The organism is Streptococcus sp. GS001 (assembly GCF_021595565.1).
Lineage (GTDB): Bacteria > Bacillota > Bacilli > Lactobacillales > Streptococcaceae > Streptococcus > Streptococcus xiaochunlingii.
The window spans coordinates 606,428-632,647 of record NZ_JACSYJ010000001.1; the positions used below are offsets into that span (position 1 = coordinate 606,428).

A 26,220-nucleotide genomic window follows, 5' to 3' on the forward strand; every position below is an offset into this window, starting at 1 on the left:
GATGCTTAACTTTATTAAAAACCAATACATTAAATTATGCTTATTCTTAGTGAGCTTTATTTTATTGTTAATTGTCAATTTTAATTATTTTCTACCTTTCAATTCCACTCATTCAATTTTATATTTTTCGTATTCTCATTATGCTCCCTTACTCTTTTTTATAAGTATTAGTTTTATATCCGTTGTCCTTTCGAAAATTTGGTCAAGATACTTTTTTATTAAGAGTGCTATTATATACTTATTATACTTATTAGGGTCGTATATTATTGAATGTAGTAGAAATGTAAATGTTTTAAAATATAATATTTTTTCTTTTAAAGCGAATGACTTTTTTCAAGTTAATTTTCTCCTATTTCTTTTCTCTATATTTTTAATTGCATTTATTTATCATTATGTAATCTCAATTTATTGCCCTATTTTTGAGAATAGGCTTATTAAAATTTCTGAGTACAAGGAATATTACTCAATATTATTCCACAGCTTCATGTTAATAGGTTTTTGTCTAACTGATTCAAAAATTTATAAAATATTACCGGAAACTGGTTATTTAAGAGATTTATTTACAGACGGTCTGATTAAAAACCAGTTTTCATATTTAATGGAATTAGATAAATTTATTATTCTTTTAATTATCATACTTTTTCCTTTTGTTTTTTGTAGTATTATTGGTATTGATGAATTATACAGAAATAGACCTAAATTCGGTGCTGCCTTAGTCTGTAGTTCTTTTTTTGCTATCACCTTTAATTATACGATTCAAAATAGTATTAGAACAGATGTTACTATTTTAGGTAGAAATTTATTTCCTGGTGCAACCGCCTTTCAAGTACTTGTATTTTTTGCATTATTTTTACTTATTTATTGTTTATTTAATGAGTTTTTATTAAGTACTCTATTAAGTGTATTTTTAATCATTGGTATATCAATAGCTAGCTATTTTAAGTTTCAATATAGGCAAGAGCCTATTTTGCCAAGTGATTTAAGTTGGTTGATGCATCCAGGTATTATGTTCGATTCGCTTGGGCCTCAATCGTATTTTTATGTGTTTTTAATAGTTGCAGTATTTTTGGGTTTGTACTTGTCTTGTAGAAAAATATTACTTTATGGGAGAGTATTGGAAAATTATTATCTAAGAGGAATTGTAATAATTTCTATCTTTTCCTTCTTCATTGGTATTTATAGTGTTTTTAAACAGAGAAGAGATGGTAAGGTTGATGACAGTATACCTGTAATTGGTATTTTAAACAATCAACATGATATTTCTTGGTTTGGAAATACAACGAATGCTCAAATTAAATCATTATCATATGTTTGGTTTTCTCATTTAACATCAGAAGTTATGATAAAACCAAAAGACTATAGTAAAAGTTCTATTCAAAAAATTGAAGAAAAATATAAAAAAGTTGCGGGTGATATAAATCTAACCAGAAAAGAGAATATAAACGAACAAACAGTCATTTATGTATTAAGTGAAAGTTTTTCTGATCCTTCGCGTATTGAGGATGTGAAAGTATCATCTAATCCAATTCCTAAAATCCAAGAAATAAAAAAACGTACGACAAGTGGTTTAATGAAATCGGATGGCTATGGAGGTGGAACTGCTAATATGGAGTTTCAAACCTTAACTGGTTTACCTATGTATAACTTATCTCCTTCCATTTCTATATTATATACACAAGTTGCTCCAGTCATGAATTACTTTCCTTCAATAAGTAATTCTTTCAATTCTAATAATCGGATTGTCATACATATAGCTAGTCCTAGTAATTATTCGCGTAATATTATTTATGGAAACCTTGACTTTGCTAAATTTATTCATTATGGTAATAAAGGAAAAGAGGGTTACAATATTGGTGGGAATTATAGTGATGAGTCCACTTACCAATTAGTACTAAAAAATATGAATAAAGATAGTCAATTCTTTTCAGTAATGACGATGCAAAATCATACACCATGGAATGAACCTAATCCAATTGATATGAATGCATCTTATCCAGGATTTTCTGATAATGCAAATAAGCAATTATCTGCATACATCAGAATGTTATATCATACTGACAATGCCACCCAAGATTTCCTAGAAAAGCTATCCAAAATCGATAAAAAGATTACAGTTGTCTTCTATGGGGATCATTTGCCTGGTTTGTATCCAGAATCTGCCTTTAAGAACTATCCAGAAGGGCAATACCAAACAGACTACTTTATTTGGAGTAATTTCGATGCTCCTAAATTAGACTATCCTTTAGTCAACTCGAGTGATTTCTCTGCTATGGTCTTTGAACAGACCAACTCTAAGGTCTCTCCATACTATGCTCTCTTGACGGAAGTATTGAAGAAAGCAAGTGTTGACAAAAAAGCCTTAGAAGGAGAAGCGTTGGAAATCGCTGAGGATCTCAAAATGGTTGAGTATGATCTGATAAGTGGTAAAGGCTACCTTTCCCAAGATTTCTTCGAGGTACCATCGGCGAAAAATTAATGGAAAGAGACCAGCTTTCATCAATCTGTCATTCAGTGATTTGATTGCTAAAATTATTAAAAATAGAACAGGCTTTCCTGTTCTATTTTTGTTGATTTTATGCTAAACTAGTAGAAGGGGGTTCCGCATATGATTAAGATTTTTGGGAAAATCCGATACCATTGGCAGCCTGATTTATCCATGCTAATTACCTATTGGTCTTTATCGGTTATACCTGTCTTTATTGGACTAGCTCTGATGTATGAGAGTTCCAGTATCCCGACGGTGGTACTCTTTTCATTCTTCCTCTTTATGGCCTTGCTGGCTGTAGGAGTTCATCGCTATTTTACGATCTACGATGATGGGATTTTACGGATTATCACGGCGAATCCATTGACTCCTATAAAAGTTCCGATTTCATCGATTGAAAAAGTGGAAGTCACAAAGAATTCCATCAAGTTGATTTTCAACGATGGATCAAGAAGTCGGACCTTCTGTATGCGTAAGTGGCCCAAAAAATACTTTATCAATGCCTTAGCCTTGAATGATTATTTCAAAGGTGAGATTGAGTTGACAGATAACTTTATCCATGTGGACTATTATCAACTCTACTATGCAGATAATGAAAAAAGCTCTTAATCTTTGATAAGAGCTCGGGTTGGACAATTTTTAACCGCTTCTTGGATAGCAGCATCGGTAGGAAATTCCTTTTCCAATCGTTTATCCTCAGAGGCGAACTTAACGATACCATTATCGTGATAGTCGAAAATGTCCGAATATGTTTGGCAAAGGCCACATGCGATACAACGTTCAGGTATTAAGGTTATTTTCATATCTATATTGTAATGATTTTTAGTGGAAAATACAAGGAGGAAGTCATGGCAAAAGAACCATGGGAAGAAGAGATTTATGATGATGGAGAAGAAACATTGAAACGAACAAACAAATTAAATGGGATAAAAGCTGATCGCTTGTTGACCATCTTGGCGATTATTTTCTTTATTATTATTGTAGCGATGGTCTGCTTCTTAGTTTACCTTTCTACAGGTGGAAGCGATAAGAAGAAACAAATGAGCGGTTTCTACAATGGTGAAACAACAGTCGTTTCATCTAGTAGTGCAGCTCCTGTAGCCAAAAGTTCAGAAGCTTCAAGTGATGACGAGTCAGGAGAAGAGACTATCACAGTTCTTGCTGGTGAAGGAGAGGCAGCGATTGCGGCACGTGCTGGAATTTCGATCGCCCAATTGGAGCAATTGAATCCATCTCACATGTCTACTGGTTCCTGGTATGCGAATCCAGGTGATGTGGTCAAAATTCGATAAAGGATAGACTATGAAACAAATTCAAATCGCAATTGATGGTCCTGCATCCAGTGGGAAATCAACTGTTGCTAAGATTATTGCTAAAAATTTAGGCTACACTTATCTCGATACAGGTGCCATGTATCGTGCAGCGACCTATTTAGCTCTTCGTCATGATCTGACTGAAGCAGATGTTGACCAGTTGGTTGATTTGCTGAACCAATATCCTGTGAGCTTTGGGCGCTCTGAAGACGGGCAACAATTAGTCTTCGTAGCTGATGTCGATGTGACTCATCCAATTCGTGACAATGAAGTGACCAACAATGTCTCTTGGGTATCTGCCTTGGCTCCTGTGCGTGAGCGCTTGGTTGCCCAGCAACAACAGATTGCTGCTCAAGGGGGAATCGTCATGGACGGTCGCGATATTGGGACGGTTGTCTTACCAAATGCAGAATTGAAGATTTTCCTAGTGGCTTCTGTAGAAGAACGTGCAGAACGCCGCTATAAGGAAAATTTGAGCAAGGGCATTGAAACAGATTTAGAAGTATTGAAAAAAGAAATTGCTGAGCGGGACTATAAAGACAGTCACCGAGAGGTTTCGCCATTAAAACCAGCAGCAGATGCCATTCATTTTGATACGACTGGTGTCGGGATTGATCAAGTGGTTGCATTTATTGAAGAAAAAGCAAAAAAAATCCTTGACAATCCATCATAAACTTGATATCATATAAAAGTTGAGAAAAGCAGAAGTGAGAACTTCTCGCCTTGCAACTAACGTTGTCTGGCCCCTACGGATCAAGTTTCAGAAATGAAATATAATCATGTAGTGCGGGTTTGCGTTAGCAAGTCCGCTCTTGTTTTTCTCTAAAATAAAAAAAGAGGTGAAAACCATAGCAAAGCAAGACTTATTCATCAATGATGAAATTCGTGTACGTGAAGTTCGCTTAATCGGTCTTGAGGGCGAACAATTGGGTATCAAACCACTTGGTGAAGCGCAAGCACTTGCGGACGACGCTAATGTGGACTTGGTTCTCATTCAACCTCAAGCTAAACCTCCTGTTGCGAAAATTATGGACTACGGTAAGTTCAAATTTGAGTACCAGAAGAAACAAAAAGAACAACGCAAAAAACAAAGCGTTGTGACCGTGAAAGAAGTTCGTTTGAGCCCAGTTATTGACAAGGGTGATTTCGATACAAAACTTCGCAATGCTCGCAAGTTCCTTGAAAAAGGGAACAAAGTGAAGGTTTCCATTCGCTTTAAGGGTCGTATGATCACCCATAAAGAGATTGGGGCAAAAGTTTTAGCCGACTTCGCTGAAGCAACTCAAGATATTGCTATCATCGAACAACGTGCTAAAATGGATGGTCGTCAAATGTTCATGCAGTTGGCACCAGCAACTGACAAGAAATAATCTGTCAGAAAGTTAAAAAAAGGAGAAAATATCATGCCAAAACAAAAAACACACCGCGCATCAGCTAAACGTTTCAAACGTACAGGTTCTGGTGGACTTAAACGTTTCCGTGCTTACACTTCTCACCGTTTCCACGGAAAAACTAAGAAACAACGTCGTCATCTTCGTAAAGCATCTATGGTGCATGCAGGAGATTTCAAACGTATCAAAGCAATGCTTACTCGCTTGAAATAATCGCGTATTTGTAAGTAAAGAATTCTAGGAAATATTGGAGGAAATATAAATGGCACGTGTTAAAGGTGGCGTTGTATCACGCAAACGTCGTAAACGTATTCTTAAATTAGCTAAAGGTTACTATGGAGCTAAACACATCTTGTTCCGTACTGCAAAAGAACAAGTAATGAACTCTTACTACTATGCATACCGTGACCGTCGTCAAAAGAAACGTGACTTCCGCAAATTGTGGATCACACGTATCAATGCGGCAGCTCGTATGAACGGACTTTCATACTCACAATTGATGCATGGTTTGAAATTGGCTGAGATCGAAGTTAACCGTAAAATGCTTGCTGACTTGGCTGTTAACGATGCAGCGGCTTTCACAGCTCTTGCAGATGCAGCTAAAGCAAAACTTGGTAAATAATTTTTTATAAGAGGCTGGGCAAAAACTGTCCAGCTTTTTAATGTTTGAGAGAAATGACTGTATGTCGCAGTGGTTGATTGGCTTCTTTGTTCGCCTAATAAGCTCCAAAGATAGCCTAATCAACTGTGCGGGGGTGGGAAAACGACCTCTTATAAATTTTCAGAGTTCTTTCCCACTCCCTTTTTTTCTTGCTGATTTCGTGCTATAATGAAAAAAATTTAGAATGTTCATGAAGGAGGACAAGACTGTGGGACATAAACGATTAGCCTGGGATGAGTATTTTGCAGCACAGGCTTTGTTAATATCAAATCGAGCAACTTGTAAGCGGGCCAAGGTGGGTGCTGTATTGGTCAAGGATCATAAGGTGGTTGCGACGGGTTACAATGGCTCTGTCTCTGGTACGGAGCATTGCTTGGATCATGACTGCCTCATGGTGGAGGGACACTGTGTTCGGACCCTCCATGCAGAGGTCAATGCGATTTTACAGGGAGCGGAACGAGGGATTCCCAAAGGTTTCACAGCCTATGTGACCCATTTCCCTTGCCTCAATTGTACCAAGCAGCTACTTCAAGTTGGTTGCAAGCGGGTTGTTTATATCCATCAATACCGCATCGATGAGTATGCCGAGTATCTCTACCGTGAAAAAGAAGTAGAGCTAGTCCATCTTCCATTGGAAGTGGTCAAAGAAGCTATTGCAGAGGCAGACTTTATTTAAGAATGGCTTGTTGTCTCACTAGCTACAATTAAAAAGAAAGCTCGTTTTTGAGTTCACGCTTCACTGATTCGTCTAGAGGAAGGAGATTTTGATGAACCGTAAAATTTGCTACCTCATTCTCTTACTAGTCCAGGTTCTTGGAGCTCTTTTTCAAGTATTTATGATCTTATCCGGAGAGCCTGGAAATGGAGAGAATCCCTCTATCATCTGGTTGTCAATCCTTCAGATTCTTTTATGGCTACTTATTCAAGTCTTTCTCACAGTAAAAATCTGGAAAGACCAGGGGAAGCAGGAAGGGCTTCTTATATATGCTCTCTTCCTAGTTCTCAGCATCTTTTGGCCACAAGAGGTTCCTATTGCTTTGTTTGGTACTGAGGTGGTGATGAGACTTTCTCAACTTCCAACCTTAGCGATTGTCTTGATCATGATTAATAAGGTGGAGTGGCCTCGTCTTCATTCTTTGGTTGGTCAGGAAGGAACCTGGTATCCAATCGTTCCATTGGTTTCCTTGGGGATCAGTGTCTTACAATTGGTAGATCGGATTCCTGTTGTCCTACGCTTGTGGAATATATTGGATCATTCAAAATCTGACTTTTACTGGAGATTATTTGAAGGTGTGGATCAAGAAGTCCTGCTTATCATCTTGTTGTCTAGTTTCCTCATCATTAAGAATCAGAAGGTCCTATTTGTGCTCAGTTGCCTTTATGGTTGTTACTATCTCCCTTCTGTCATGCTAGACCTGCTCGTTTTAAAGACGACTGCACCCATTCCTTTTTACCATTCTGTCATTTCCGTTTACCTGATTTATAAACAGAAGGAAAGTTTGCAGAAGCTCTTTGGGGCTCGGTCAAGCGCCCTTTCGGACCAAGAAGGTGTTGCAAGTGGAGATGAAGAAGAGGTAGCTGAGCGGTTAGAAAGTCAAAGAGGTTCGGATGAAGTGAGCTCCGGAAATAAGGAATCTTCTTCCTTATTATCCGATTTACTTTCTTACCCAAAACGATATGGCTATCCTAATGTATTCGTCTTGATGAAAGAAAAATTAGTCATCGCTCCTCTTGTTATGTTATTTGGGAACCAATCGAGTGATAGAAGTGAAAGAGTAGTAACAAAGGGCTTAGTGGCTGGGCAAGAAAGGCCTACAGTGGATGTGACAGTTGAGCAAGACAACAATAGCAAGCAGTCACTTGAGACATCCAGAGAGCCTGTTAACGGTGAATTAAGCAAGGAAGAAAATGCATCGTCTCCTAATTCCTATCTCTTTGCTCTTCCAAAATGGCTCGGTCTTACTTATTATGGCTTGGGCTTCGTCGGACTCATCTTGACCGGCCCTTTTGCCTTCATGATTTTTTATGCAACGAGTATCCATTTGATCCTATTCACCATCGGCTTTGTCTCAACCCAGTTCGCTTTGGCGATAGATTCTCGACTACTTTGGGCATCAGCATGTATTTTCTACGGTCTATCAGCTGTTTATGGCTTGCTGTGGCCACTACAGCTCCTCTCTGTCTGTTTAGCCATCGATGTCCTACTAGGTACTTTCTTTTGGGTGAAACGACCAAAGGATACTAGGGAAAATAGTTTTTGACAAGAAAAAAAGGCTCTATCATTGCGATAGAGTCTTTATTTGTTATTTCACTTCGCCACCTTCAACAACGAGGTCATCTGCTTTTGCAGCATCGCCGTAGGTTGGGTGAAGAGTTTTTTCATAAGCTTTGTGGAAGAAGTTTTCTTTTCCAAGCTTTTGAATGTCATCGTTAATGAAATCGAGGAGTTCTTTGTTTCCTTTTTGAACCGCTGGTGCGATCGTATCTGGATCACCAAGTGATGTAATTCCAACTTCGTATCCTTTGTTTTCAAGAGCCCAAGCAAGGACTTCTGTGTTGTCTGTTGAGAAGGCATCGCCACGTCCATCTAGGAGAGCTTGATAGGCATCGCTGTATTGGTCATATTTTTGAAGTTTCACTTCTGGATGGTTCTTTTCGAAGTAAGTTTCAGCAGTAGTTCCCTTGGTTACGATCAAGGTCTTTCCTTCCAATTGTTTCACATCAGTGATGACTTTATCCTTAGGAGATACCACACCGAGTGAAACCTTCATGTAAGGAAGGGCGAAGTCTACTTGTTTCTTCCGCTCATCAGTAACGGTAAAGTTAGCTAATGTGATATCCACTTTATTGGAGATCAAGTATTCCGCACGGTTAGCCGCATCCACTGATACATATTTCGGTTTGACACCAAGGTCTTTAGCTAATTGGTTTCCTAGTTCGATATCGTAACCTTGGTAGGATCCATCATTATCAACATAACCAAAAGGTTTTTTGTCTCCAAAGACTGCGATACGAAGCTCGCCACTTTTCTTGATTTCTTCAATGGTACGTGCTTTAGAGCCGGTAGAAGAAGTTGATGACTTGCTAGAGCCGCAAGCAGTGATAAAGATCAAAGCGAGAGCGAAGGTAAAAAGAACTAAAATTGGTTTAATGAATTTCATAAAAATCTCCTTTATAGATATGAGCCAAATTGGCTAAAGTCAAATACATTTAAAAATTCTTGTGCTCGTTGGGTTTGTGGGTTGGTAAAGAAGGAGTGAGCACTTCCTTCTTCGGCAATTTTGCCCTGATCCAAGAAAATGATCCGATCGGCAATGGCTTGTGCGAACTGTAACTCGTGGGTCACCAGAATCATGGTCCGTCCTTCTTGGGCCAGGTCGTTGATGAGTTCTAGGACTTCCCGGACCATCTCAGGGTCTAGAGAGGCTGTCACTTCATCGAAGAGGATAATTTCTGGATGCATGAGGAGGGAGCGGACGATGGCTACCCGTTGCTTCTGTCCACCAGACAATTGCCTTGCGTAGCTATGTTTCTTCTCCAAGAGACCGACCCGTTCCAGTAACTCTTCTGCTTCCTTGATGACTTCCTCTTTAGCTCGTCCTTGAGCTTTTGTAGGACCAAGAATCAAGTTTTGGAGAACGTCTAAATGGGGGAAGAGTTCATAACTTTGGAAGACCATCCCAATCTTTTGGCGGACCAGATGGAAGTCTTTTTGGTTTTTGGTTATGGATTGACCATCCAAGAGGATATCGCCAGCTTGGATAGTTTCTAAGCCATTGATACAACGAAGGAGGGTACTTTTACCACAACCAGAAGGCCCCAAGACCACCACGACCTCCCCTTTTTGAACCTTGAGGGAAAGCCCTTGGAGGATAGGAGTGTCTCCAAAGGATTTTTTTAGGTCCTTGATTTCTAAAATGGTTTCAGACATATTAATTCCTCCAGTGGTTTTCTAACTGTCCTGCTAATTTGGAAATAGGGAAGCAGACAATAAAGTACAAGACTAAAATGGTTCCATAAATCCAAAAAGAAGCGGTTGGGATGGTCAGGCGGTTGCTATCGATGATTTGTTGGCCGACCTTGGTAACTTCTACAACCCCGATGAGGACCACTAAGGAGGTTGTCTTAATCATACGGGTAATCAGGTTAATAGCTTGTGGAAGCAATCGTCTGAGAACCTGTGGGATGATAATGTAGCGGTATAGTTGAACCTTGCTTAATCCTAAGGCTTGTCCACTTTCAAACTGGTGTTTTGGAAGAGAAGTGATGGCCCCTCGAACCAAATCCCCCATCTCAGCCGTTCCCCAAAGGGTAAAGACGATAATGGCTGAACTTTCACCAGAAATGTTTATGTTGAAATTGCGGGCCAAACCGAAATATACGATAAAGAGCAAGACCAACTGGGGCATGATCCGAATGAATTCCAGATAAAAGCGAGTGAGCAGACGAATGACTTTTGAATGAGAAGTCATGACGATTCCAAGTAGGGTTCCAAGGATCATGGATAGGAAGACAGAGATAATGGAAATCCCAATGGTCACGCCCAAGCCTTGGAGTATCCGAAGGAGATTATTTCCCTGAAAGAGTACTTGGATTCCCGAATCCTGCATGGCGTAATCTCCTTTCTATCCAACTAAAGAGAAGTGAAATCGGTAGTAAGAGAAGCAGATAGGCAATGACCAACATGGTCAGGGCGATATCTGTCTCGTAATAGAGTCCGATCAAATCTTTTGCGACATACATGAGGTCAGCTAAAGCGACAACAGAGAATACAGAGGTCTCTTTAATCAGGAAAATGACATTGGCACTAAAGGAAGGCAGAGCCACTGCGGTCGCTTGTGGTAGGATCACATAGCGAAAGACCTGTCTAGGTGTTAGCCCAATGGAGAGACCGATTTCATGCTGAGTTTGACTGACAGCTTCTAGACCGCTTCGGAAGGACTCAGCCATATAGGAACCCCCTAAAAAGATGAGACCAATGGTTGCACAGACTTCTGAAGAAAGGACGATACCTATCCTTGGTAAGCCAAAGTAGAGGAAGAAGAGCTGAATCAAGAGCGGTGTATTTCGAGAAAGTTCGATGTAACAACCAGCTAGTTGACTTAAAATCGGTAGACGATAATGTCGGATGATACTGACAATCAGTCCTAAAAGAAATGAACCTAAAATCCCCCATACAGCAATGTGAAAGGTCAAGAAAAAGGCCTGCTGGTAGAGTGGAAAATATTGTTCAACAATTGACCAATCCAAAAATGATTTCCTCCTCTCTAATGAGCAAGGAAAAAAGAAATGCTACCTTACTGATTAGAAAATAATACAGTCATTGTAACACGAAAAAAATCATTTGAATAATATGGATAATTTATCAAGCTGATAGATAAAATTTATCACTCATCATAGCCGATGAAATGAATCATCAAATGCGGTATAATAGGAGTAAGAAACGCCAAATAACTTAAGCTTGTAAAAGAGGATGGATAAAGATGACAGATCAAGATCCAAAGTATCAATCAAACCAAGAGCATAATAATATACCTGAGGGGGTTGTTCAGTCACCAACGATGGAACAAGGTCCAGAAAAACCAGTTCAGCCACCTATGATGGCACCAGGTGTAGAAAAACCTGCTCCTAATACAGGGCTTCTAACTTTTGTATTTCTCCTAAACATCGGCTATCTTGGACTGTTTATAGGCAGTGCTCTGATGGTAGGAGGATGGGCAATTGCCTTCCTATTCTTTTTGGGATTACATCTGATTTCTTATATTATTGCCACAGTCCTGCTTGGCATTGGAAGGATATTCGCCAGTAAGGAGATTCTATTTGTCTCTGTAGCTTTCTTTTTCATCTCTATGTTTTTAGCTGGTGATCCGGATTGGTTTCTATTTCGAATTCCATCTATCATTTCCACTATCCTTGTCTTAATAGGGACCTTGCTACTGTAAGGACTAGGGATGGATAGCGGTTTAACTACAAGAGATATAGTTTCAAACTATATCTTTTTCTTTTTATAAAAATAGGAATATTGGTGCAAAATCGTGATATAATAGTTTAGTTATATGGTCCCGATAAGGTGGTAGAAAGCATCTACCAGTTCTTTGTAACTCTATAACGATTATTTTTTAAGGGGGGACATTTTTATGTCAGAACGTAAATTATTCACGTCTGAATCGGTATCTGAGGGGCATCCAGATAAGATTGCAGACCAAATTTCAGATGCTATTTTAGATGCTATTTTAGAGCAAGATCCAGAAGCACACGTTGCTGCTGAAACAGCTGTTTATACTGGTTCAGTGCATGTCTTCGGTGAGATTTCAACGACTGCTTATGTGGATATTAACCGTGTGGTTCGTGATACGATTGCAGAGATTGGGTACACCAATACAGAATATGGATTCTCTGCTGAGACGGTAGGAGTACACCCATCTTTGGTGGAACAATCTCCTGATATTGCCCAAGGGGTTAATGAAGCCTTGGAAGTTCGTGGGAATGCAGATCAAGATCCACTTGATTTGATCGGAGCAGGAGACCAAGGTCTCATGTTTGGTTTTGCAGTGGATGAAACAGAAGAACTCATGCCATTACCTATCTCACTCAGCCACAAGTTGGTTCGTCGTTTGGCAGAGCTTCGTAAGTCTGGTGAGATTAGCTATCTTCGTCCAGATGCTAAATCTCAAGTTACTGTTGAATATGATGAAAATGACCGACCAGTGCGCGTGGATACAGTCGTTATTTCAACTCAACACGATCCAGAAGTGAGCAATGAACAAATCCACCAAGATGTGATTAACAAGGTCATCAAGGAAGTGATTCCAGCTTCTTATCTGGATGATGAAACAAAATTCTTCATCAATCCAACTGGTCGTTTCGTTATCGGAGGACCTCAAGGAGACTCAGGTTTGACGGGTCGGAAGATCATCGTGGATACCTATGGTGGGTACTCACGTCACGGTGGTGGTGCCTTCTCTGGTAAGGACGCAACTAAGGTGGACCGTTCAGCTTCTTATGCAGCTCGCTATATCGCTAAAAACATTGTTGCTGCAGGTCTTGCTAAGAAAGCAGAAGTGCAATTGGCTTATGCGATTGGGGTGGCTCACCCTGTGTCTGTTCGTATCGATACTTTCGGTACAGGAACAGTTGCTGAAAGCAAATTAGAAGCAGCAGCGCGTCAAATCTTTGACCTTCGTCCTGCAGGGATTATTCAAATGTTGGATCTCAAACGTCCAATCTACCGTCAAACAGCGGCTTATGGACATATGGGACGGACGGATATCGATCTACCATGGGAACGTTTGGACAAGGTAGAAGCCTTGAAAGAAGCAGTTAACTAAGGATATAGAAAGGAGGCTGGGACAAAAGTCCTAGCCTCTCAATTATCTTTGGATTGTCGAGCAAGACGCAGTGGTTAAGTGGGCTCTACTACGCTGATTTCATCAGCTTTTACAACCCTACTCAACTGTGCGGAGGTGGGACGGCGAAATCGAATTCTAACGAATTACCGATTTCTGTCCCACTCTCTTTTTATGAAATTAATCTACAAATGTAAACAAAATGATTGACAAACAAAATGGAAGGTGTATAATGTAACTACAAATGTAAATTAATTGTTCTTGATGAGAGCTAGAAAGGTAAAAGAATGGCAAAGATTTCAAGTGCGGAATGGGAAGTCATGAGAGTTCTCTGGACTAAGGGGGAAGCGACTTCTACAGAAATAACCAAGATTCTCTCCACCAAGCAGGACTGGTCAGCTTCGACGGTGAAAACCCTCTTAGGACGATTGGCTGATAAAGGCTATTTGACAAGTCGAAGAGAAGGTCGAACCTATTTGTATCAGGCCATCCTCAATGAAGAAGAGGCAAATTTTACAGCTGTCAATGAAGTTTTTAGTAAGATCTGCTTGACCAAGCATGGTCACATATTGGAGCGATTAATCCAGCAAACCCCTATGACCGAGGAGCAAATGAAGGGGTTGCAAGACCTCCTGGCTTCGAAAGTGAGCGTGGAGCGGGTTCAATGTGATTGCCAACCTGGCCAGTGTCACTGTGCCAGTCATGTGGAGGAAGATAAATGAAAGAAGAAACTTTTGTCATCAATGGGATGACCTGTGCATCCTGTGTGATTAATGTGGAGAAAGCTGTTAACCATCTTGAGGGTGTTGAAAAAGCGACAGTGAACCTAACCACTGAAAAAATGACGGTTGAATATCAGGGGGAACCTTTGAGTCCAGAGGCTATTTCAAAAGCAGTAGCGGACGCCGGTTATGAGGCAGTAGTATACAATCCAGATACAGCTAAGAGCCAAGAAGAGCGAGAAGGTGACAAGCTACAATTGATCCGAAAACGCCTCTTTTGGTCTTCCATCTTCACCCTGCCTCTCTTTTATCTAGCAATGGGCCCCATGATTGGCCTACCAGCACCTGCATTTGTTTCACCTGGTCGAGCACCTGTGGCTTATACTCTTGTTCTTTTGTTCTTGACCATTCCCGTGATGATCTTTGGACGAGCCTTTTATCGAAATGGCTTCCGAACCCTTCTAAAAGGCCATCCCAATATGGATGCTTTGGTAGCTCTAGCGACTAGTGCAGCCTTTCTTTATAGCCTTTATGGGACTTATCACATATTGCTTGGTCACCACCATCACGTGCACCAGCTTTATTTTGAATCTGTAGCCGTGATCCTGACCCTAATTACTCTGGGTAAATATTTTGAAATGCTATCAAAAGGGCGTACTTCTCAAGCCATTAAAAAGCTCATGCATCTGGCGGCTAAAGAGGCAACGGTCCTACGTGATGGAAAGGAAGTGAAACTACCTGTAGAAGACTTGGTCATTGGAGATCAGATCCTGGTCAAACCAGGTGAAAAAATAGCCGTTGATGGTCAAGTGGTTTCCGGACAATCAGCCATTGATGAAAGCATGCTGACGGGTGAATCTATCCCCATCCAAAAAACTGAAGGCAGTCCAGTTTACGCAGGTTCCATTAATGGACAAGGTAGTTTGGTTTATCGGGCTGAGAAAGTTGGTCGGGATACCTTACTAGCACAAATCATTCAGCTGGTGGAAGATGCCCAACAAACCAAAGCACCGATTGCCAAGATTGCGGATCAAGTGGCAGGGGTCTTTGTCCCAGTAGTCATGGGGATTGCCCTCTTATCAGGTCTCTTTTGGTACTTCATCATGGGTGAGACCTTCACCTTTGCTATGACGGTAACAATTAGTGTCTTGGTCATTGCCTGTCCATGTGCTCTAGGCTTGGCGACTCCGACAGCCATCATGGTGGGGACAGGATTAGGGGCAGAGCATGGGATCCTCTATAAGAGAGGGGATGTCCTTGAGTTAGCTCACCAAGCGCAAGTCTTGGTCTTCGATAAAACGGGGACCATCACTCAAGGTAAACCTCAGCTGTCTTCTTCTTATACCTATGGTCAGAAGAACCATGCCTTACAACTCCTAGCTTCTCTGGAAGCCAAGTCCGAGCATCCATTGGGACAAGCTATTTTGGATGCTGCGAAAGAAGAGCATATAGACTTATTAGAGATGAAAAACTTCTCTAGTCTAACAGGAAGGGGCCTCACTGCTAACTATGGTGGGAAGGTTTATCTGGCTGGGAATCAAACGCTCATGGATGAGGAAGGAATCGATATTCATCTTGCCAAGGCTGACTTGGAGGACTTAACTCAGGATGGACAAACCCCGATTTTCTTAGCTGAAGATGGACAACTCTTGGCCCTATTTGGGGTAGCAGACCGGATTAAGGAAGATAGTTTAGAAATGGTTGCTAGCCTAGAAAAAATGGGCAAGGAGGTCATCATGCTGACTGGGGATAATGAACGGACTGCTCGAGCGATTGCCAAGAAGGCTGGAATCCAGCAGATCATCAGTCAAGTGCTTCCTCAAGAAAAATCACGGGTGATCCAAGATTTGCAAGCAGAAGGCAAGTCTGTGATCATGGTGGGAGATGGAATCAACGATGCACCAGCTCTTGCAACTGCGGATATCGGGATTGCCATGGGATCTGGGACAGATATCGCCATGGAAAGTGCCGATATCGTCGTCATGAAACCGCAATTGATGGATGTCGTCCGGGCTTTGGAAATTAGTCGTTACACGATTAAGACCATCAAGGAAAACTTGTTCTGGGCCTTTATCTACAATGTTTTAGCCATTCCGGTGGCGATGGGCCTTCTCTATCTCTTTGGTGGCCCGCTCTTAAACCCGATGTTAGCAGGTCTAGCCATGAGTTTTAGTTCAGTATCGGTTGTACTGAATGCTCTAAGATTAAAGAGAAAAAAATTGTAAGAACTAGGAGAAAAGTTACCTCCTCGAGTAAAAGAAAGGAAAATAATTATGTCAAAAACATACGAAATTAGTGGAATGAAATGCCAAGGTTGTGCCAATGCTGTCACTGAAAAATTATCCGCAGTAAAAGGTGTGGAAGAAGTAAGTGTCGATATAGAAAAGCATCAAGTAACCATTGAGGGGAAACCTTGGAAATGGTCCTTGAGCCGAGCTCTAAAAGGCAGTAAATACGAACTAGGAAATGAAGTGAAATAAAGTCAGAAAAGGCGGTCCGAAAAGGGCTGCCTTTTTAAAAAAACAACAAGAGAACACATAAATAAATTAGGCTTGCAAGCAAAATTATAAAAAAATAGTAAAACATATAGTTGATGTTTTCTAAGGATTGGATAGACCGATCAAAAGATAAGAAGTAGTGGAAAATGAAGCGTTTTTATGATATAATAGATGCGGTAATTTTTTACCGAATGATTGAAAGAGCTTATACAAATTTACATGAAAAAAATTATAATTAATGGTGGTCGCTCATTAAAAGGTGAGGTGACCATTAGTGGTGCAAAAAATAGTGTGGTGGCCCTCATTCCAGCAACTATTTTAGCAGACGAAATTGTGACCCTTGATGGTGTTCCAGATATTTCAGATGTGGCTAGCTTGATTGACATTATGAACCTCATGGGGGCAAAGGTGGAGCGAGATGGGGAGACTCTTATTATCGATCCGCGTGGTGTACAAGATATGCCAATGCCATTTGGAAAGATCAACAGTCTTCGCGCTTCTTACTATTTCTACGGAAGTCTTTTGGGACGTTATGGCCAGGCAACTGTAGGTTTACCAGGGGGATGTGATTTAGGTCCACGTCCCATTGATCTGCATTTGAAAGCCTTTGAGGCGATGGGCGCTAAGATGACCATGGATGGTTCGAGTATGAACCTTTCCACAAATGGGGAGCGTCTCCATGGCGCAGCTATCTATATGGATACGGTTAGCGTTGGAGCAACTATTAATACCATTCTAGCGGCTGTTAAAGCGGAAGGTCGTACTGTTATTGAAAACGCTGCTCGTGAACCTGAGATTATTGACGTCGTGACCCTCCTCAATAATATGGGGGCTCACATTCGTGGCGCAGGTACAGATATCATTACGATTGAAGGAGTAGACTTTCTCCACGGGACACGTCACCAAGTGATTCCAGATCGCATCGAAGCAGGGACCTATATCGCCCTTGCTGCAGCTGTTGGAGAAGGGATTCAAATCAACAATGTCCTTTATGAACACTTGGAAAGCTTTATCGCTAAGCTGGAAGAAATGGGTGTTCGGATGACCATTTCTGAGGATAGTGTGTTTGTTGAAAAGCAAGAAAATCTGAAAGCTGTTCACATTAAAACCTCTCCTTACCCTGGATTTGCAACTGATTTGCAACAACCCTTGACTCCATTGCTCTTGACAGCTAATGGAAAGGGAAGCATCGTAGATACTATTTATCAAAAGCGGGTCAACCATGTGGCTGAACTGATGCGCATGGGAGCGACCATTGAAACAGTTGGTGATCACATTGTTTACCAAGGACCAAACCAATTAACAGGAGCTCCAGTTAAGGCGACAGACTTGCGTGCAGGGGCTGCCTTGGTGATTGCCGGTTTGATGGCTCAGGGTAGAACGGAGATTACCAATATTGAGTTTATCCTTCGCGGCTATTCGCATATTATTGAAAAATTGCAACAATTGGGAGCTGACATCGAGCTGATTGATGAAGCATAACGAACGATTTTTATGAACATTTGGACGCAACTAGCAGCATTTTCATGTTTTGAAACAGAGCGCCTCTTCTTGAGGCCCTTTCTATATAGTGATGCGGCTGACTTTTATGCCATATCCTCCAATCCAGAGAATTTGCCTTTTATTTTCCCAGCACAAACGTCCCTAGAGGAATGCCAGTATGTCTTGGCCAATTATTTTCTAAAGAATCCTTTGGGAATATGGGCGATTTGTGACAAGGGAACAGACCGTGTGATTGGATCGATTAAGTTTGAAAAGTTGGATGAAATTAAGAAAGAAGCTGAACTTGGTTATTTCTTACACAAGGACTATTGGGGTCAAGGCTTCATGACAGAGGTTGTCAAAGAGATTACCTTCTTGTCCTTCCAGGAATTTCATCTCAAACAAGTCCGAATCATTACCCATGTTGAAAATATAGCCAGTCAACAGGTGGCTTTACATGCCGGTTATAGTTTGAAACGGCAATTCAAGGGAAGTGACCGCTATACCCGAAAGATGCGGGATTATTACGAGTTCTGCATAGATAGAGGAGATCTCAATGAGTAAACACCAAGCGATTTTAGATTATTTGGAGAAACTACCCATTGGCAAACGTGTCAGTGTGAGAAGTATCTCGAATTATTTGCAGGTGAGTGATGGGACCGCCTATCGGGCCATTAAAGAAGCTGAAAATCGTGGAATTGTTGAAACGAGACCTCGTAGTGGGACAGTTCGTGTCAAGTCCAAAAAGGCAGTCCTAGAACATCTGACTTTCCGAGAGATTGTAGAAATTACCGGTTCGGAAGTCTTGGCAGGAAAAGAAGGGCTAGAACGAGAGTTCAACAAGTTTTATATCGGGGCCATGACAGAAGAGCATATTTTAGATTATGTCTCTGAAGGTGGACTCCTCATTGTGGGAGACCGGACCAATATCCAGCGTCTGGCCCTCCAACACGACAATGCTGTTCTTGTAACCGGTGGCTTTGACGTCGATCCTTCTATTTTGGAACTGGGTCGCAGTGGTCAAACTCCTATCTTACGTACCAAGCATGATACCTATACCGTGGCGACCATGATCAACCGTGCTCTCGCCAACATGCAAATTAAAACAGATATTCTAACGGTCGAACAAGTCTATTCGCCTATGCATGAATATGGTTTTTTACGGGAAACAGATACCGTACGAGATTATTTGGACTTGGTAAGAAAAAGCCGGTTTAGTCGTTTTCCTGTCGTCAATCAGCACCAGATGGTTGTTGGAGTGGTGACCATGCGAGATGCCGGAGACAAGACACCCCAGACAACTCTGGACAAGGTCATGTCCCGTAGCGTTTTTACGACAAACCTATCCTCTAGTATCGCCAATGTCAGTCAACGCATGATTGCAGAAGATTTTGAGATGATCCCTGTTATTCGCAGCAATCAGACCCTATTAGGGGTTATTACTCGTCGTGCGGTCATGGACCGGATGAGCAAGGAGCAATTGTCGGGCTTGCCAACCTTTAGTGAACAAATCAGTCAAAAAGTAGTTCTTCAAGCCAATCATTTTGAATTGACGGTTGAACCGAGTATGTTAGAAAAGAGTGGTGTTCTCTCGAATGGCGTTCTCACTGAAGTTCTAACAACAGTCACTCGCCAGCTCATGATGAATTCTGGAAAAAATTTAATTATCGAACAGCTCTTGGTCTATTACCTCCAAGCTGTTCAAGTGGACGATACCTTGCGGATTGAAACGCGTATTGTTCGCCAGACTAGACGATCGGCTATTATAGATTTTGATTTGTACTTGAATCTGCAGTTAGTTACGAAGGCCACCGTCACTTTGAAAATTAATTAGAATGGAAGTAGGAAATAGATGATTACATTGAAATCACAGCGTGAAATCGAAGCCATGGACCGTGCAGGAGACTTTCTTGCTAGTATCCATATTGGCCTTCGGGATTTGATCAAACCAGGTCTCGATCTGTGGGAAGTCGAAGAGTATGTTCGACGTCGCTGTAAAGAAGCCAACGTCTTGCCCCTTCAGATCGGTGTAGAAGGAAGCTTGATGGACTATCCCTATGCGACTTGTTGTGGGATCAATGATGAAGTGGCTCACGCCTTTCCTCGTCACTATGTCTTAAAAGACGGTGACCTCTTAAAGGTGGATATGGTCTTGTCTGAACCCTTAGACAAGTCTGTTGTTGATGTCTCAAAATTAGACTTTGATAATGTTGCACAGGTGAAAAAGTATACAGAAAACTACTCTGGTGGTTTGGCTGATTCTTGTTGGGCCTATGCAGTTGGTAATGTTTCCCAAGAGGTCAAAGATCTCATGGATGTCACCAAGGAATGTCTCTATAAGGGGATTGAACAAGCGGTTGTCGGAAATCGTCTGGGTGATATTGGAGCAGCGATTCAAGAATATGCTGAAAGCAAAGGCTATGGTGTAGTACGCGATTTGGTCGGTCACGGTGTAGGACCAACTATGCATGAAGAACCAATGGTGCCTCATTACGGACGTGCAGGACGTGGCTTGCGCTTACGTGAAGGGATGGTACTCACCATTGAACCAATGATTAATACCGGAACTTGGGAAATCGATACCGATATGAAGACAGGTTGGGCCCACAAAACCCTTGACGGTGGACTTTCTTGTCAGTACGAACATCAGTTTGTTATTACTAAAGATGGACCGGTTATTTTGACCAGTCAAGGCGAAGAAGGAACCTATTAAAACAAGTAGAGAGGAAAGAATGGAGCTGAAGATAAATAACGGTTTCGCTCTTTTCTCTTTTTATGACTTTGTTTAGGGGAGGATAGATATGAAAAAGTTTCTAAAATGGCTAGGCCAACGACCGTTTATTAAGGGGTTCTTGCGCTTTTATATGGCCTCTGAATCGGACATCACAAGTATAGCAGTGGCCTATTATTTATTGATTTCCATTCTCCCTTTATTGTTGATTGCAGCCAATATCCTTCCTTACTTCCAGATTCGTCCGACTCAGATTTTGCTAACCTTGCGTGAAGTATTACCTGCTTCCATGTACCGCATTGTCTTGCAAGTGATTTCATCAGTGCTTACCAAGCCGTCTACTGGTTTGCTGAGTTTCTCCATCATTTCGGCTTTATGGGTCTCCTCACAGTGTATCGCTTACCTGCAGAGAGCCTTCAATAAAAGTTATGGAGTGGAGAAGGAGAGGGGGATTATCTGGGCGAGAATCTTCAGTATTTTGATTAGTTTTGCTCTGCAAGGTCTGTTCGGTCTATCTCTGGTTTTGACCATGTTTGGCCGTATGATTATTCGTTCCGTCTATGAAATTTTCAAGTTTGACGAAAGTATCTACCTTCGCCTCTTAAATATTTCAGGACCTTCGGTTTACTTCCTGCTCTTTTTAACCTTGCTCTTGCTCTATTACACCCTACCCAATATCAAAATTCCTAAGTTTCGCTATGTCTTTCCGGGAGCCATCTTTGTGACGGCAGTCCTTTATTTGACCTTGAATATTTTCTGGAAATATGTCGACCACTACATCACGAGTTTCCTAGATGCTCGTTTCTTCGGGTCAGTCCTTTTAGCGGTCATTATGTTCTGGTTTATCCTGGTAGCTAAGGTGTTGATTATTGGCTGTATCTTAAATGCTAGTATTCAATATGCGATTGAAGCGAGATTTGAAACAAAAGATGGGGATGTGGTAGCCAAGTACAAGTCTTCTAAGGTAGCTTTTCACCAAAAAGAGGCGTCATTCAAGCGTCGTTTCCATCTTAAAAACTTGAGAAAAAATCAGGAGTGATGTTAAAGAATAAAATAGGAACAAGCCGGTTTTCAGCCGGCTTTTTGTTTTAGGTATATTTAGTTGCATTTGCAACAAAAATGTGATAGACTCCTTATAAAGGAAAGGAGGAGCAGATGAAGGTTCTAAGAGAGATTGGCATCATAGCCCGAGCCTTAGATTCGATTGCCAATATTGAGTTCCGAGACTTGGAACTGGCAAGAGGCCAATACCTATATTTAGTACGGATTGGGGAGCAACCAGGAATTATTCAAGAGGAGTTATCCGATTTATTAAAAGTGGACCGCTCAACAGTAGCCCGCTCTGTTAAAAAATTAGCTGATAAAGGATTTATCCGAGAATTAAATGATCCTTCCAATCAAAAGATAAAAAAATGGATCCTGACGGAAAAGGGTCAAGCACTTTATCCTTTTATCCTTGCTGAGCATGCTTATTCTGAGAACACTGCCTTAAAAGGTTTTTCAAAGGCAGAAATCCTTCAATTAGAAGAATGGCTTGCTAAAATGAGAGAAAACGTAGCAGCGGATTGGGAGCAAGTGAAAAAAGGTCAAAAAAGAAACTATAGTGAGGTAAAGAAATGAAATTTACAGTAGATCAAGCATTTTGGGATTTGTTTCCCCAAGCAAAAGTAGTGGTGATGACAGTAGAAGGTATCGACAATCATGTTGACGAGAGCAAGGATCCTTATTTTAAGGATCTGCTCGACAAGGGAGTCGCACGATCAAAAGAATATATTGATGAAGATCAGTTCACTGCTAGTCCAGTCGTTCAGGAATGGCGACAGGCTTTTACCAAATTTAAGACCAAAAAAGGTGCACGTTCGTCAATCGAAGCCTTATTGAAACGTGTGTCGCAAGGACGGGAGTTTTATCCCATTAATCCTTTGGTTGATCTCTACAATAGTGTTTCGCTAGCCTATGCTATCCCCTGTGGTGGTGAGGATATGGAAAAGTTAGCTGGAGGCTTATCCTTAGGAAAAGCTAAGGGGGGAGAGCCATTCTTCCCGCTAGGAGCTGAGGAAGACGCTCCGGCTTTGCCGGAAGAGATCATTTATTATGATCAAGAAGGTGCTGTTTGTCGTTGTTTAAACTGGCGGGAAGCCCAAAGAACCATGTTGACAGAAGAAACGCGTCAGGCTATTCTTGTGATGGAGGCAGTGACTGAAGAACAAGCAGAACGGGCCAAAGAAGCGATGGACGAATTAAAAGGCTTGGTCAAGGACTATTTTGGTGTGGAAGGAAAAATCTCTTATTTGAGTGCCCAAGAAGCTAGTCTGGAAGTATAAAAAATACCGTCAGAGACCATAAAGGTTCTGACGGTTTTTCTTGGTTATTTGGAGCTTATTTCTTATTTCGGAAGACAAACAGTTTGCTAAAGACATAGTTCAAAATGACAATCATAAATTGGGCGGCAAAGGTTTCGATGGTATTAATTGCCGTCCGATTCATATTGACGAACTGACCAATGATTTGCGGATACTGGGTTACAAAGATGGTGGTCATCAGGAGGTCCAGCACGAGAGTTCCCATTCTAGCAAAAGAGAAAACAATCAACCGTTTCAACCAGCCTTTTCTTTCTTGTTTAAAGACAATCGTATCATTGGTAGCAAAGGCAAAAAGAATTCCTGCAATATTTCCAATCAAGGTAGCTAATTGTTCCTGGTCTGTCAGTTGGAAAACAATCAGCCGAGTAGCAACAGAAACAATCGTTGTAGCAACACCAAAAATCAGGTAGGCTAAGATTTCATTATCAAAGATTCGATTAAGTAGTTTTTTCATACAATTAGTCTATCATAATTTCCTTATTTATGCTATACTTATAAAGTTGATTTGCTGCTTTGAAATCTATTAGTTTGGGTCATCGGCAAAGATCAACCCTTGGTGCTTAGCTTCTTTCACCAAGCATATTATACGCGGGAAAACCGCTAAAGGAGAAAACGATGAAAAACTATACTGTTCGTGACTTGGCACAGATTGCCCTAGTTGCAGCTCTCTATGTGGCCTTGACCATTACGCCCCCGTTGAATGCCATCGGAAGCAACGAGATCCAATTCCGTGTTTCTGAAATGCTCAACTTCATGGCTTTCTACAACCGAAAATACATTTGGTCTGTTACCATTGGGTGTATGATTTCTAACTTCATGAGTTATGGAATTATCGATTTGATCGTTGGTGGTGGATCTACCTTGGTCTTCGTAACACTTGGGGTTTACCTATTTAAACGATTTGAAAAGGAAGAGCTCTTTAATGGATGGATTCGCAAGGATCATTTCTTATTTTCAATTTTCTTTGCCCTCTCTATGTTCACGATTGCCTTAGAATTGCATATTATAAACGAAACACCATTCTTCTTGAATTGGTTGACTACTGGTTTGGGTGAATTCGCTTCTCTGATTGTCGGAGCGATTCTGATCAAACGAATTTCAAATCATATTGATTTAACTCAATAAATTAAGAGTCTGAAGCCTTGCTTCAGGCTTTTTTTGCTCATTGAAATAGGATTTCGGCCGGGTAGTAAAAAAATGCTTTTTTTCTAGTGGGAAGTAGTCAAACAGGCCACAGTAAAGCGTTTTTATGGTAAAATAGAAGTATGGAAACCAGAATAAAAGAGTTAGTAAATCTACTCAACCAATATGCGGAAGAATATTATACCAAAGATGCTCCCTCGGTATCTGATCAAGAATATGATCGTCTATACCGAGAACTTGTAGAATTAGAAGAAGCCCATCCAGAATTGGTTCAACCCAATAGTCCAACTCATCGAGTCGGAGGAACCATTCTCAAAGGGTTTGAAAAATACCAGCATACTTACCCACTTTATAGCTTGCAGGATGCCTTTTCTTATGAAGAATTGGTGACCTTTGACCAACGGGTTCGCAAGGAATTTCCATCTGTCACCTATGTATGTGAGTTAAAAATAGATGGCCTATCTATTTCACTTTCTTATGTCGATGGTGTCCTCGAAACTGGTGCTACACGGGGGGATGGGAGCATTGGAGAAAATATCACCGAAAACCTTAAGCGAGTTCGCGATATTCCTCTAGTCTTACCGGAACCTCTTACATTAACTGTTCGCGGAGAATGTTATATGCCCCGTGCGTCTTTTGATGCCGTAAATTTGTCCCGCCAAGAAAATGGAGAGGCAGAGTTTGCGAATCCTCGAAATGCGGCAGCCGGTACTCTTAGACAGTTGGATACGAAGATTGTTGCGGAGCGTAAGCTCGCGACCTTCCTCTACCAGGAAGCTAGTCCTACTGATCAAGCGACCCAAGAGAAGGTATTAGCCAAATTAAACCGCCTCGGTTTTGTCGTCAATCCTCATCACAAGACAGCGACTAGTATCGAGCAAGTTTGGACCAATATTCAAGAAGTGGCAGCCATGCGAGACCAGCTTCCTTATGATATTGACGGGGTCGTGATAAAAGTAAATGATCTAGCTGTTCAAGAAGAACTTGGTTTTACCGTCAAGGCTCCCAAATGGGCAGTGGCATACAAATTCCCAGCTGAGGAGAAGGAAGCAAAACTCTTGTCAGTTGATTGGACAGTCGGTCGGACTGGAGTGGTGACACCAACGGCTAATTTGACGCCAGTTCAGTTGGCAGGGACGACGGTTAGTCGAGCTACTCTCCATAATGTGGATTACATTGCTGAGAAAGATATTCGCAAGGATGATACGGTCATTGTTTATAAGGCCGGGGACATTATCCCAGCTGTCTTGCGTGTTGTCATGGATAAACGAGTATCGGAAGAGCGATTGGAGATTCCAAGTCACTGTCCGAGTTGTCAGAGCGAGCTCCTTCATTTTGAAGATGAAGTGGCCTTGCGTTGTATCAATCCCCGCTGTCCGGCTCAAATAAAAGAAGGACTCGCCCACTTTGCTAGCCGAGATGCCATGAACATTACAGGCTTGGGGCCAGCAGTGGTTGAAAAACTGTTTGCTAAAGAACTGGTTCAAGATGTAGCAGGTATTTATCGCCTGACCGTGGATGATCTCTTACAATTGGATGGATTTAAAGAAAAATCTGCCCAGAAATTAGTAGACGCTATCCAGACATCAAAGGGGAATTCTGCTGAAAAACTATTGTTTGGTCTGGGAATTCGTCATGTGGGAAGTAAGGTTAGCCAGCTCTTGCTACAGGAATTCCATTCCATTCCAGCTATAGCAGATGCAGAGGTTGAAAAGATTGCGGCGATAGACAGTTTAGGAATGGTGGTTGCTGAAAGTCTCAAGCGTTACTTTGCTTTAGAAGGTTCTCAACTACTTTTAGAAGAGCTTAAGGAAGCTGGGGTAAACTTAGATTACCTAGGTCAAAAGGTTGCGGCAGATGCACCATTGTCTGGTAAAACAGTTGTCTTAACCGGTAAACTGGAACGTCTGACACGTTCGGAAGCTAAGGCTAAATTAGAAGCCTTAGGGGCTAAAGTCACAGGCTCCGTGTCCAAGAAAACAGACCTATTAGTTGCAGGTAGCGATGCGGGAAGTAAATTAAGCAAAGCGCAGGAATTATCGATTGAAATACAGGATGAAGCCTGGCTTGAAAGTTTATAGAGGC

29 protein-coding genes, 1 riboswitch and 1 other annotated feature are annotated in these 26,220 nt (G+C 41.3%); of the genes, 23 read left to right on the forward strand and 6 right to left on the reverse strand.

Annotated elements, in window-relative coordinates; all coding sequences use genetic code 11:
- Position 1 precedes the first annotated feature (1 nt).
- Both H8S88_RS03020 and H8S88_RS03025 read left to right on the forward strand, forming a co-directional pair.
- Positions 2 to 2,476, forward strand: a complete 2,475-nt coding sequence (locus H8S88_RS03020) for an LTA synthase family protein (protein WP_414297952.1) — start codon at positions 2 to 4, stop codon at positions 2,474 to 2,476.
- Between the two features lie 129 nt (positions 2,477 to 2,605).
- Complete coding sequence (locus H8S88_RS03025) at positions 2,606 to 3,094, forward strand: EbsA family protein (protein WP_156676543.1); 489 nt, start codon at positions 2,606 to 2,608, stop codon at positions 3,092 to 3,094.
- On the opposite strand, the gene H8S88_RS03030 is transcribed toward H8S88_RS03025, so the two are convergent.
- Complete coding sequence (locus H8S88_RS03030; protein WP_156676542.1) at positions 3,091 to 3,288, reverse strand: ferredoxin; 198 nt, start codon at positions 3,286 to 3,288, stop codon at positions 3,091 to 3,093. The genes H8S88_RS03025 and H8S88_RS03030 overlap by 4 nt on opposite strands.
- 45 nt (positions 3,289 to 3,333) lie before the next feature.
- Between H8S88_RS03030 and H8S88_RS03035 the strand changes: the two genes are divergently transcribed.
- From H8S88_RS03035 to H8S88_RS03065, 7 genes are all read left to right on the forward strand, one after another.
- Complete coding sequence (locus H8S88_RS03035; protein ID WP_156676541.1) at positions 3,334 to 3,777, forward strand: SAG1386/EF1546 family surface-associated protein; 444 nt, start codon at positions 3,334 to 3,336, stop codon at positions 3,775 to 3,777.
- 10 nt (positions 3,778 to 3,787) lie between these two features.
- Complete coding sequence (gene cmk, locus H8S88_RS03040; RefSeq protein WP_156676540.1) at positions 3,788 to 4,471, forward strand: (d)CMP kinase; 684 nt, start codon at positions 3,788 to 3,790, stop codon at positions 4,469 to 4,471.
- 20 nt (positions 4,472 to 4,491) lie between these two features.
- Positions 4,492 to 4,622 (forward strand) — a sequence feature (ribosomal protein L20 leader region).
- Between the two features lie 15 nt (positions 4,623 to 4,637).
- Complete coding sequence (gene infC / locus H8S88_RS03045) at positions 4,638 to 5,168, forward strand: translation initiation factor IF-3 (RefSeq protein ID WP_006597373.1); 531 nt, start codon at positions 4,638 to 4,640, stop codon at positions 5,166 to 5,168.
- Between the two features lie 33 nt (positions 5,169 to 5,201).
- The gene (gene rpmI, locus H8S88_RS03050) at positions 5,202 to 5,402 is read left to right on the forward strand and encodes a 50S ribosomal protein L35 (protein WP_003003453.1); all 201 of its coding nucleotides are present in this window, start codon (positions 5,202 to 5,204) and stop codon (positions 5,400 to 5,402) included.
- Between the two features lie 49 nt (positions 5,403 to 5,451).
- Entirely contained in the window at positions 5,452 to 5,811 is a 360-nt protein-coding gene (gene rplT / locus H8S88_RS03055; protein WP_000124834.1) for a 50S ribosomal protein L20, read from the forward strand.
- A 247-nt stretch (positions 5,812 to 6,058) separates the two neighbouring features.
- Positions 6,059 to 6,526 carry a deoxycytidylate deaminase gene (locus H8S88_RS03060; RefSeq protein ID WP_023023644.1) on the forward strand — a complete coding sequence of 156 codons (468 nt, stop codon included), beginning with the start codon at positions 6,059 to 6,061 and terminating at the stop codon, positions 6,524 to 6,526.
- A gap of 91 nt (positions 6,527 to 6,617) precedes the next feature.
- A complete protein-coding gene (locus H8S88_RS03065; RefSeq protein WP_236127907.1) occupies positions 6,618 to 8,111 on the forward strand; it encodes a hypothetical protein in 1,494 nt (497 codons plus the stop codon).
- A gap of 42 nt (positions 8,112 to 8,153) precedes the next feature.
- Here H8S88_RS03065 and H8S88_RS03070 read toward each other — a convergent pair whose 3' ends face one another.
- Genes H8S88_RS03070 through H8S88_RS03085 form a run of 4 tightly spaced genes read right to left on the reverse strand, consistent with a single transcriptional unit; the run spans position 8,154 to position 11,100 of the window.
- Positions 8,154 to 9,011: a cysteine ABC transporter substrate-binding protein gene (locus H8S88_RS03070; protein WP_125330057.1), complete on the reverse strand. Its 858-nt coding sequence runs from the start codon at positions 9,009 to 9,011 to the stop codon at positions 8,154 to 8,156.
- Between the two features lie 11 nt (positions 9,012 to 9,022).
- A complete protein-coding gene (locus H8S88_RS03075; protein WP_048688064.1) occupies positions 9,023 to 9,781 on the reverse strand; it encodes an amino acid ABC transporter ATP-binding protein in 759 nt (252 codons plus the stop codon).
- 1 nt (position 9,782) lies between these two features.
- Positions 9,783 to 10,460: an amino acid ABC transporter permease gene (locus tag H8S88_RS03080; protein ID WP_006596050.1), complete on the reverse strand. Its 678-nt coding sequence runs from the start codon at positions 10,458 to 10,460 to the stop codon at positions 9,783 to 9,785.
- Positions 10,420 to 11,100, reverse strand: coding sequence for an amino acid ABC transporter permease (locus tag H8S88_RS03085; protein WP_048716920.1), 681 nt, complete (start codon positions 11,098 to 11,100; stop codon positions 10,420 to 10,422). The genes H8S88_RS03080 and H8S88_RS03085 overlap by 41 nt, the downstream gene beginning before the upstream one ends.
- 233 nt (positions 11,101 to 11,333) lie before the next feature.
- Here H8S88_RS03085 and H8S88_RS03090 point away from each other — a divergent pair, with 233 nt between their 5' ends.
- The 12 genes from H8S88_RS03090 to H8S88_RS03145 all read left to right on the forward strand — a co-directional run bounded on the left by H8S88_RS03090 (position 11,334) and on the right by H8S88_RS03145 (position 22,953).
- Entirely contained in the window at positions 11,334 to 11,792 is a 459-nt protein-coding gene (locus H8S88_RS03090) for a hypothetical protein (RefSeq protein WP_140814097.1), read from the forward strand.
- Between the two features lie 195 nt (positions 11,793 to 11,987).
- Entirely contained in the window at positions 11,988 to 13,178 is a 1,191-nt protein-coding gene (gene metK, locus H8S88_RS03095; protein WP_048688076.1) for a methionine adenosyltransferase, read from the forward strand.
- A 305-nt stretch (positions 13,179 to 13,483) separates the two neighbouring features.
- Entirely contained in the window at positions 13,484 to 13,918 is a 435-nt protein-coding gene (locus H8S88_RS03100) for a CopY/TcrY family copper transport repressor (RefSeq protein WP_048716931.1), read from the forward strand.
- Positions 13,915 to 16,143: a heavy metal translocating P-type ATPase gene (locus H8S88_RS03105; protein ID WP_048789127.1), complete on the forward strand. Its 2,229-nt coding sequence runs from the start codon at positions 13,915 to 13,917 to the stop codon at positions 16,141 to 16,143. The genes H8S88_RS03100 and H8S88_RS03105 overlap by 4 nt, the downstream gene beginning before the upstream one ends.
- Before the next feature lie 48 nt (positions 16,144 to 16,191).
- Complete coding sequence (copZ, locus tag H8S88_RS03110) at positions 16,192 to 16,398, forward strand: copper chaperone CopZ (protein ID WP_236127908.1); 207 nt, start codon at positions 16,192 to 16,194, stop codon at positions 16,396 to 16,398.
- Between the two features lie 237 nt (positions 16,399 to 16,635).
- Positions 16,636 to 17,898, forward strand: a complete 1,263-nt coding sequence (locus H8S88_RS03115; protein WP_236127909.1) for a UDP-N-acetylglucosamine 1-carboxyvinyltransferase — start codon at positions 16,636 to 16,638, stop codon at positions 17,896 to 17,898.
- A gap of 12 nt (positions 17,899 to 17,910) precedes the next feature.
- Positions 17,911 to 18,462 carry a GNAT family N-acetyltransferase gene (locus H8S88_RS03120; RefSeq protein ID WP_236127910.1) on the forward strand — a complete coding sequence of 184 codons (552 nt, stop codon included), beginning with the start codon at positions 17,911 to 17,913 and terminating at the stop codon, positions 18,460 to 18,462.
- A complete protein-coding gene (spxR, locus tag H8S88_RS03125) occupies positions 18,455 to 19,732 on the forward strand; it encodes a CBS-HotDog domain-containing transcription factor SpxR (RefSeq protein WP_006596063.1) in 1,278 nt (425 codons plus the stop codon). Before H8S88_RS03120 ends, spxR begins: the two co-directional genes overlap by 8 nt.
- A gap of 18 nt (positions 19,733 to 19,750) precedes the next feature.
- Entirely contained in the window at positions 19,751 to 20,611 is an 861-nt protein-coding gene (locus tag H8S88_RS03130; RefSeq protein ID WP_048789126.1) for a methionyl aminopeptidase, read from the forward strand.
- An 88-nt stretch (positions 20,612 to 20,699) separates the two neighbouring features.
- Positions 20,700 to 21,668 carry a YihY/virulence factor BrkB family protein gene (locus H8S88_RS03135; RefSeq protein WP_048789125.1) on the forward strand — a complete coding sequence of 323 codons (969 nt, stop codon included), beginning with the start codon at positions 20,700 to 20,702 and terminating at the stop codon, positions 21,666 to 21,668.
- A 116-nt stretch (positions 21,669 to 21,784) separates the two neighbouring features.
- Positions 21,785 to 22,249: a MarR family winged helix-turn-helix transcriptional regulator gene (locus H8S88_RS03140; protein WP_048688103.1), complete on the forward strand. Its 465-nt coding sequence runs from the start codon at positions 21,785 to 21,787 to the stop codon at positions 22,247 to 22,249.
- Positions 22,246 to 22,953 (forward strand): B3/B4 domain-containing protein, encoded by a 708-nt coding sequence (locus H8S88_RS03145; RefSeq protein WP_125336046.1) that lies wholly within the window; start codon positions 22,246 to 22,248, stop codon positions 22,951 to 22,953. Before H8S88_RS03140 ends, H8S88_RS03145 begins: the two co-directional genes overlap by 4 nt.
- Positions 22,954 to 23,008: 55 nt before the next feature.
- Here the strand turns inward: H8S88_RS03145 and H8S88_RS03150 are convergent, their stop codons facing one another.
- The gene (locus tag H8S88_RS03150; protein ID WP_048688108.1) at positions 23,009 to 23,446 is read right to left on the reverse strand and encodes a GtrA family protein; all 438 of its coding nucleotides are present in this window, start codon (positions 23,444 to 23,446) and stop codon (positions 23,009 to 23,011) included.
- A 28-nt stretch (positions 23,447 to 23,474) separates the two neighbouring features.
- Positions 23,475 to 23,610: riboswitch (PreQ1 riboswitch) on the forward strand.
- Between H8S88_RS03150 and H8S88_RS03155 the strand changes: the two genes are divergently transcribed.
- Positions 23,608 to 24,117 carry a QueT transporter family protein gene (locus H8S88_RS03155; RefSeq protein ID WP_048688111.1) on the forward strand — a complete coding sequence of 170 codons (510 nt, stop codon included), beginning with the start codon at positions 23,608 to 23,610 and terminating at the stop codon, positions 24,115 to 24,117. (Overlaps the previous riboswitch by 3 nt.)
- Before the next feature lie 140 nt (positions 24,118 to 24,257).
- Complete coding sequence (gene ligA / locus H8S88_RS03160) at positions 24,258 to 26,216, forward strand: NAD-dependent DNA ligase LigA (RefSeq protein ID WP_125336047.1); 1,959 nt, start codon at positions 24,258 to 24,260, stop codon at positions 26,214 to 26,216.
- The last annotated feature ends 4 nt before the right edge of the window (positions 26,217 to 26,220 follow it).

Coding starts and splice junctions, on each gene's coding strand:
- H8S88_RS03155 (WP_048688111.1), top strand. CDS start 23,608: ATGAAAAACTATACTGTTCGTGACTTGGCACAGATTGCCCTAGTTGCA.
- metK (WP_048688076.1), top strand. CDS start 11,988: ATGTCAGAACGTAAATTATTCACGTCTGAATCGGTATCTGAGGGGCAT.
- ligA (WP_125336047.1), top strand. CDS start 24,258: ATGGAAACCAGAATAAAAGAGTTAGTAAATCTACTCAACCAATATGCG.
- H8S88_RS03145 (WP_125336046.1), top strand. CDS start 22,246: ATGAAATTTACAGTAGATCAAGCATTTTGGGATTTGTTTCCCCAAGCA.
- H8S88_RS03100 (WP_048716931.1), top strand. CDS start 13,484: ATGGCAAAGATTTCAAGTGCGGAATGGGAAGTCATGAGAGTTCTCTGG.
- rplT (WP_000124834.1), top strand. CDS start 5,452: ATGGCACGTGTTAAAGGTGGCGTTGTATCACGCAAACGTCGTAAACGT.
- H8S88_RS03020 (WP_414297952.1), top strand. CDS start 2: ATGCTTAACTTTATTAAAAACCAATACATTAAATTATGCTTATTCTTA.
- H8S88_RS03075 (WP_048688064.1), bottom strand. CDS start 9,781: ATGTCTGAAACCATTTTAGAAATCAAGGACCTAAAAAAATCCTTTGGA.
- H8S88_RS03035 (WP_156676541.1), top strand. CDS start 3,334: ATGGCAAAAGAACCATGGGAAGAAGAGATTTATGATGATGGAGAAGAA.
- H8S88_RS03150 (WP_048688108.1), bottom strand. CDS start 23,446: ATGAAAAAACTACTTAATCGAATCTTTGATAATGAAATCTTAGCCTAC.
- copZ (WP_236127908.1), top strand. CDS start 16,192: ATGTCAAAAACATACGAAATTAGTGGAATGAAATGCCAAGGTTGTGCC.
- H8S88_RS03115 (WP_236127909.1), top strand. CDS start 16,636: ATGAAAAAAATTATAATTAATGGTGGTCGCTCATTAAAAGGTGAGGTG.
- H8S88_RS03090 (WP_140814097.1), top strand. CDS start 11,334: ATGACAGATCAAGATCCAAAGTATCAATCAAACCAAGAGCATAATAAT.
- rpmI (WP_003003453.1), top strand. CDS start 5,202: ATGCCAAAACAAAAAACACACCGCGCATCAGCTAAACGTTTCAAACGT.
- H8S88_RS03135 (WP_048789125.1), top strand. CDS start 20,700: ATGAAAAAGTTTCTAAAATGGCTAGGCCAACGACCGTTTATTAAGGGG.
- H8S88_RS03025 (WP_156676543.1), top strand. CDS start 2,606: ATGATTAAGATTTTTGGGAAAATCCGATACCATTGGCAGCCTGATTTA.
- H8S88_RS03080 (WP_006596050.1), bottom strand. CDS start 10,460: ATGCAGGATTCGGGAATCCAAGTACTCTTTCAGGGAAATAATCTCCTT.
- cmk (WP_156676540.1), top strand. CDS start 3,788: ATGAAACAAATTCAAATCGCAATTGATGGTCCTGCATCCAGTGGGAAA.
- spxR (WP_006596063.1), top strand. CDS start 18,455: ATGAGTAAACACCAAGCGATTTTAGATTATTTGGAGAAACTACCCATT.
- H8S88_RS03030 (WP_156676542.1), bottom strand. CDS start 3,288: ATGAAAATAACCTTAATACCTGAACGTTGTATCGCATGTGGCCTTTGC.
- H8S88_RS03120 (WP_236127910.1), top strand. CDS start 17,911: ATGAACATTTGGACGCAACTAGCAGCATTTTCATGTTTTGAAACAGAG.
- H8S88_RS03070 (WP_125330057.1), bottom strand. CDS start 9,011: ATGAAATTCATTAAACCAATTTTAGTTCTTTTTACCTTCGCTCTCGCT.
- H8S88_RS03065 (WP_236127907.1), top strand. CDS start 6,618: ATGAACCGTAAAATTTGCTACCTCATTCTCTTACTAGTCCAGGTTCTT.
- H8S88_RS03105 (WP_048789127.1), top strand. CDS start 13,915: ATGAAAGAAGAAACTTTTGTCATCAATGGGATGACCTGTGCATCCTGT.
- H8S88_RS03130 (WP_048789126.1), top strand. CDS start 19,751: ATGATTACATTGAAATCACAGCGTGAAATCGAAGCCATGGACCGTGCA.
- H8S88_RS03140 (WP_048688103.1), top strand. CDS start 21,785: ATGAAGGTTCTAAGAGAGATTGGCATCATAGCCCGAGCCTTAGATTCG.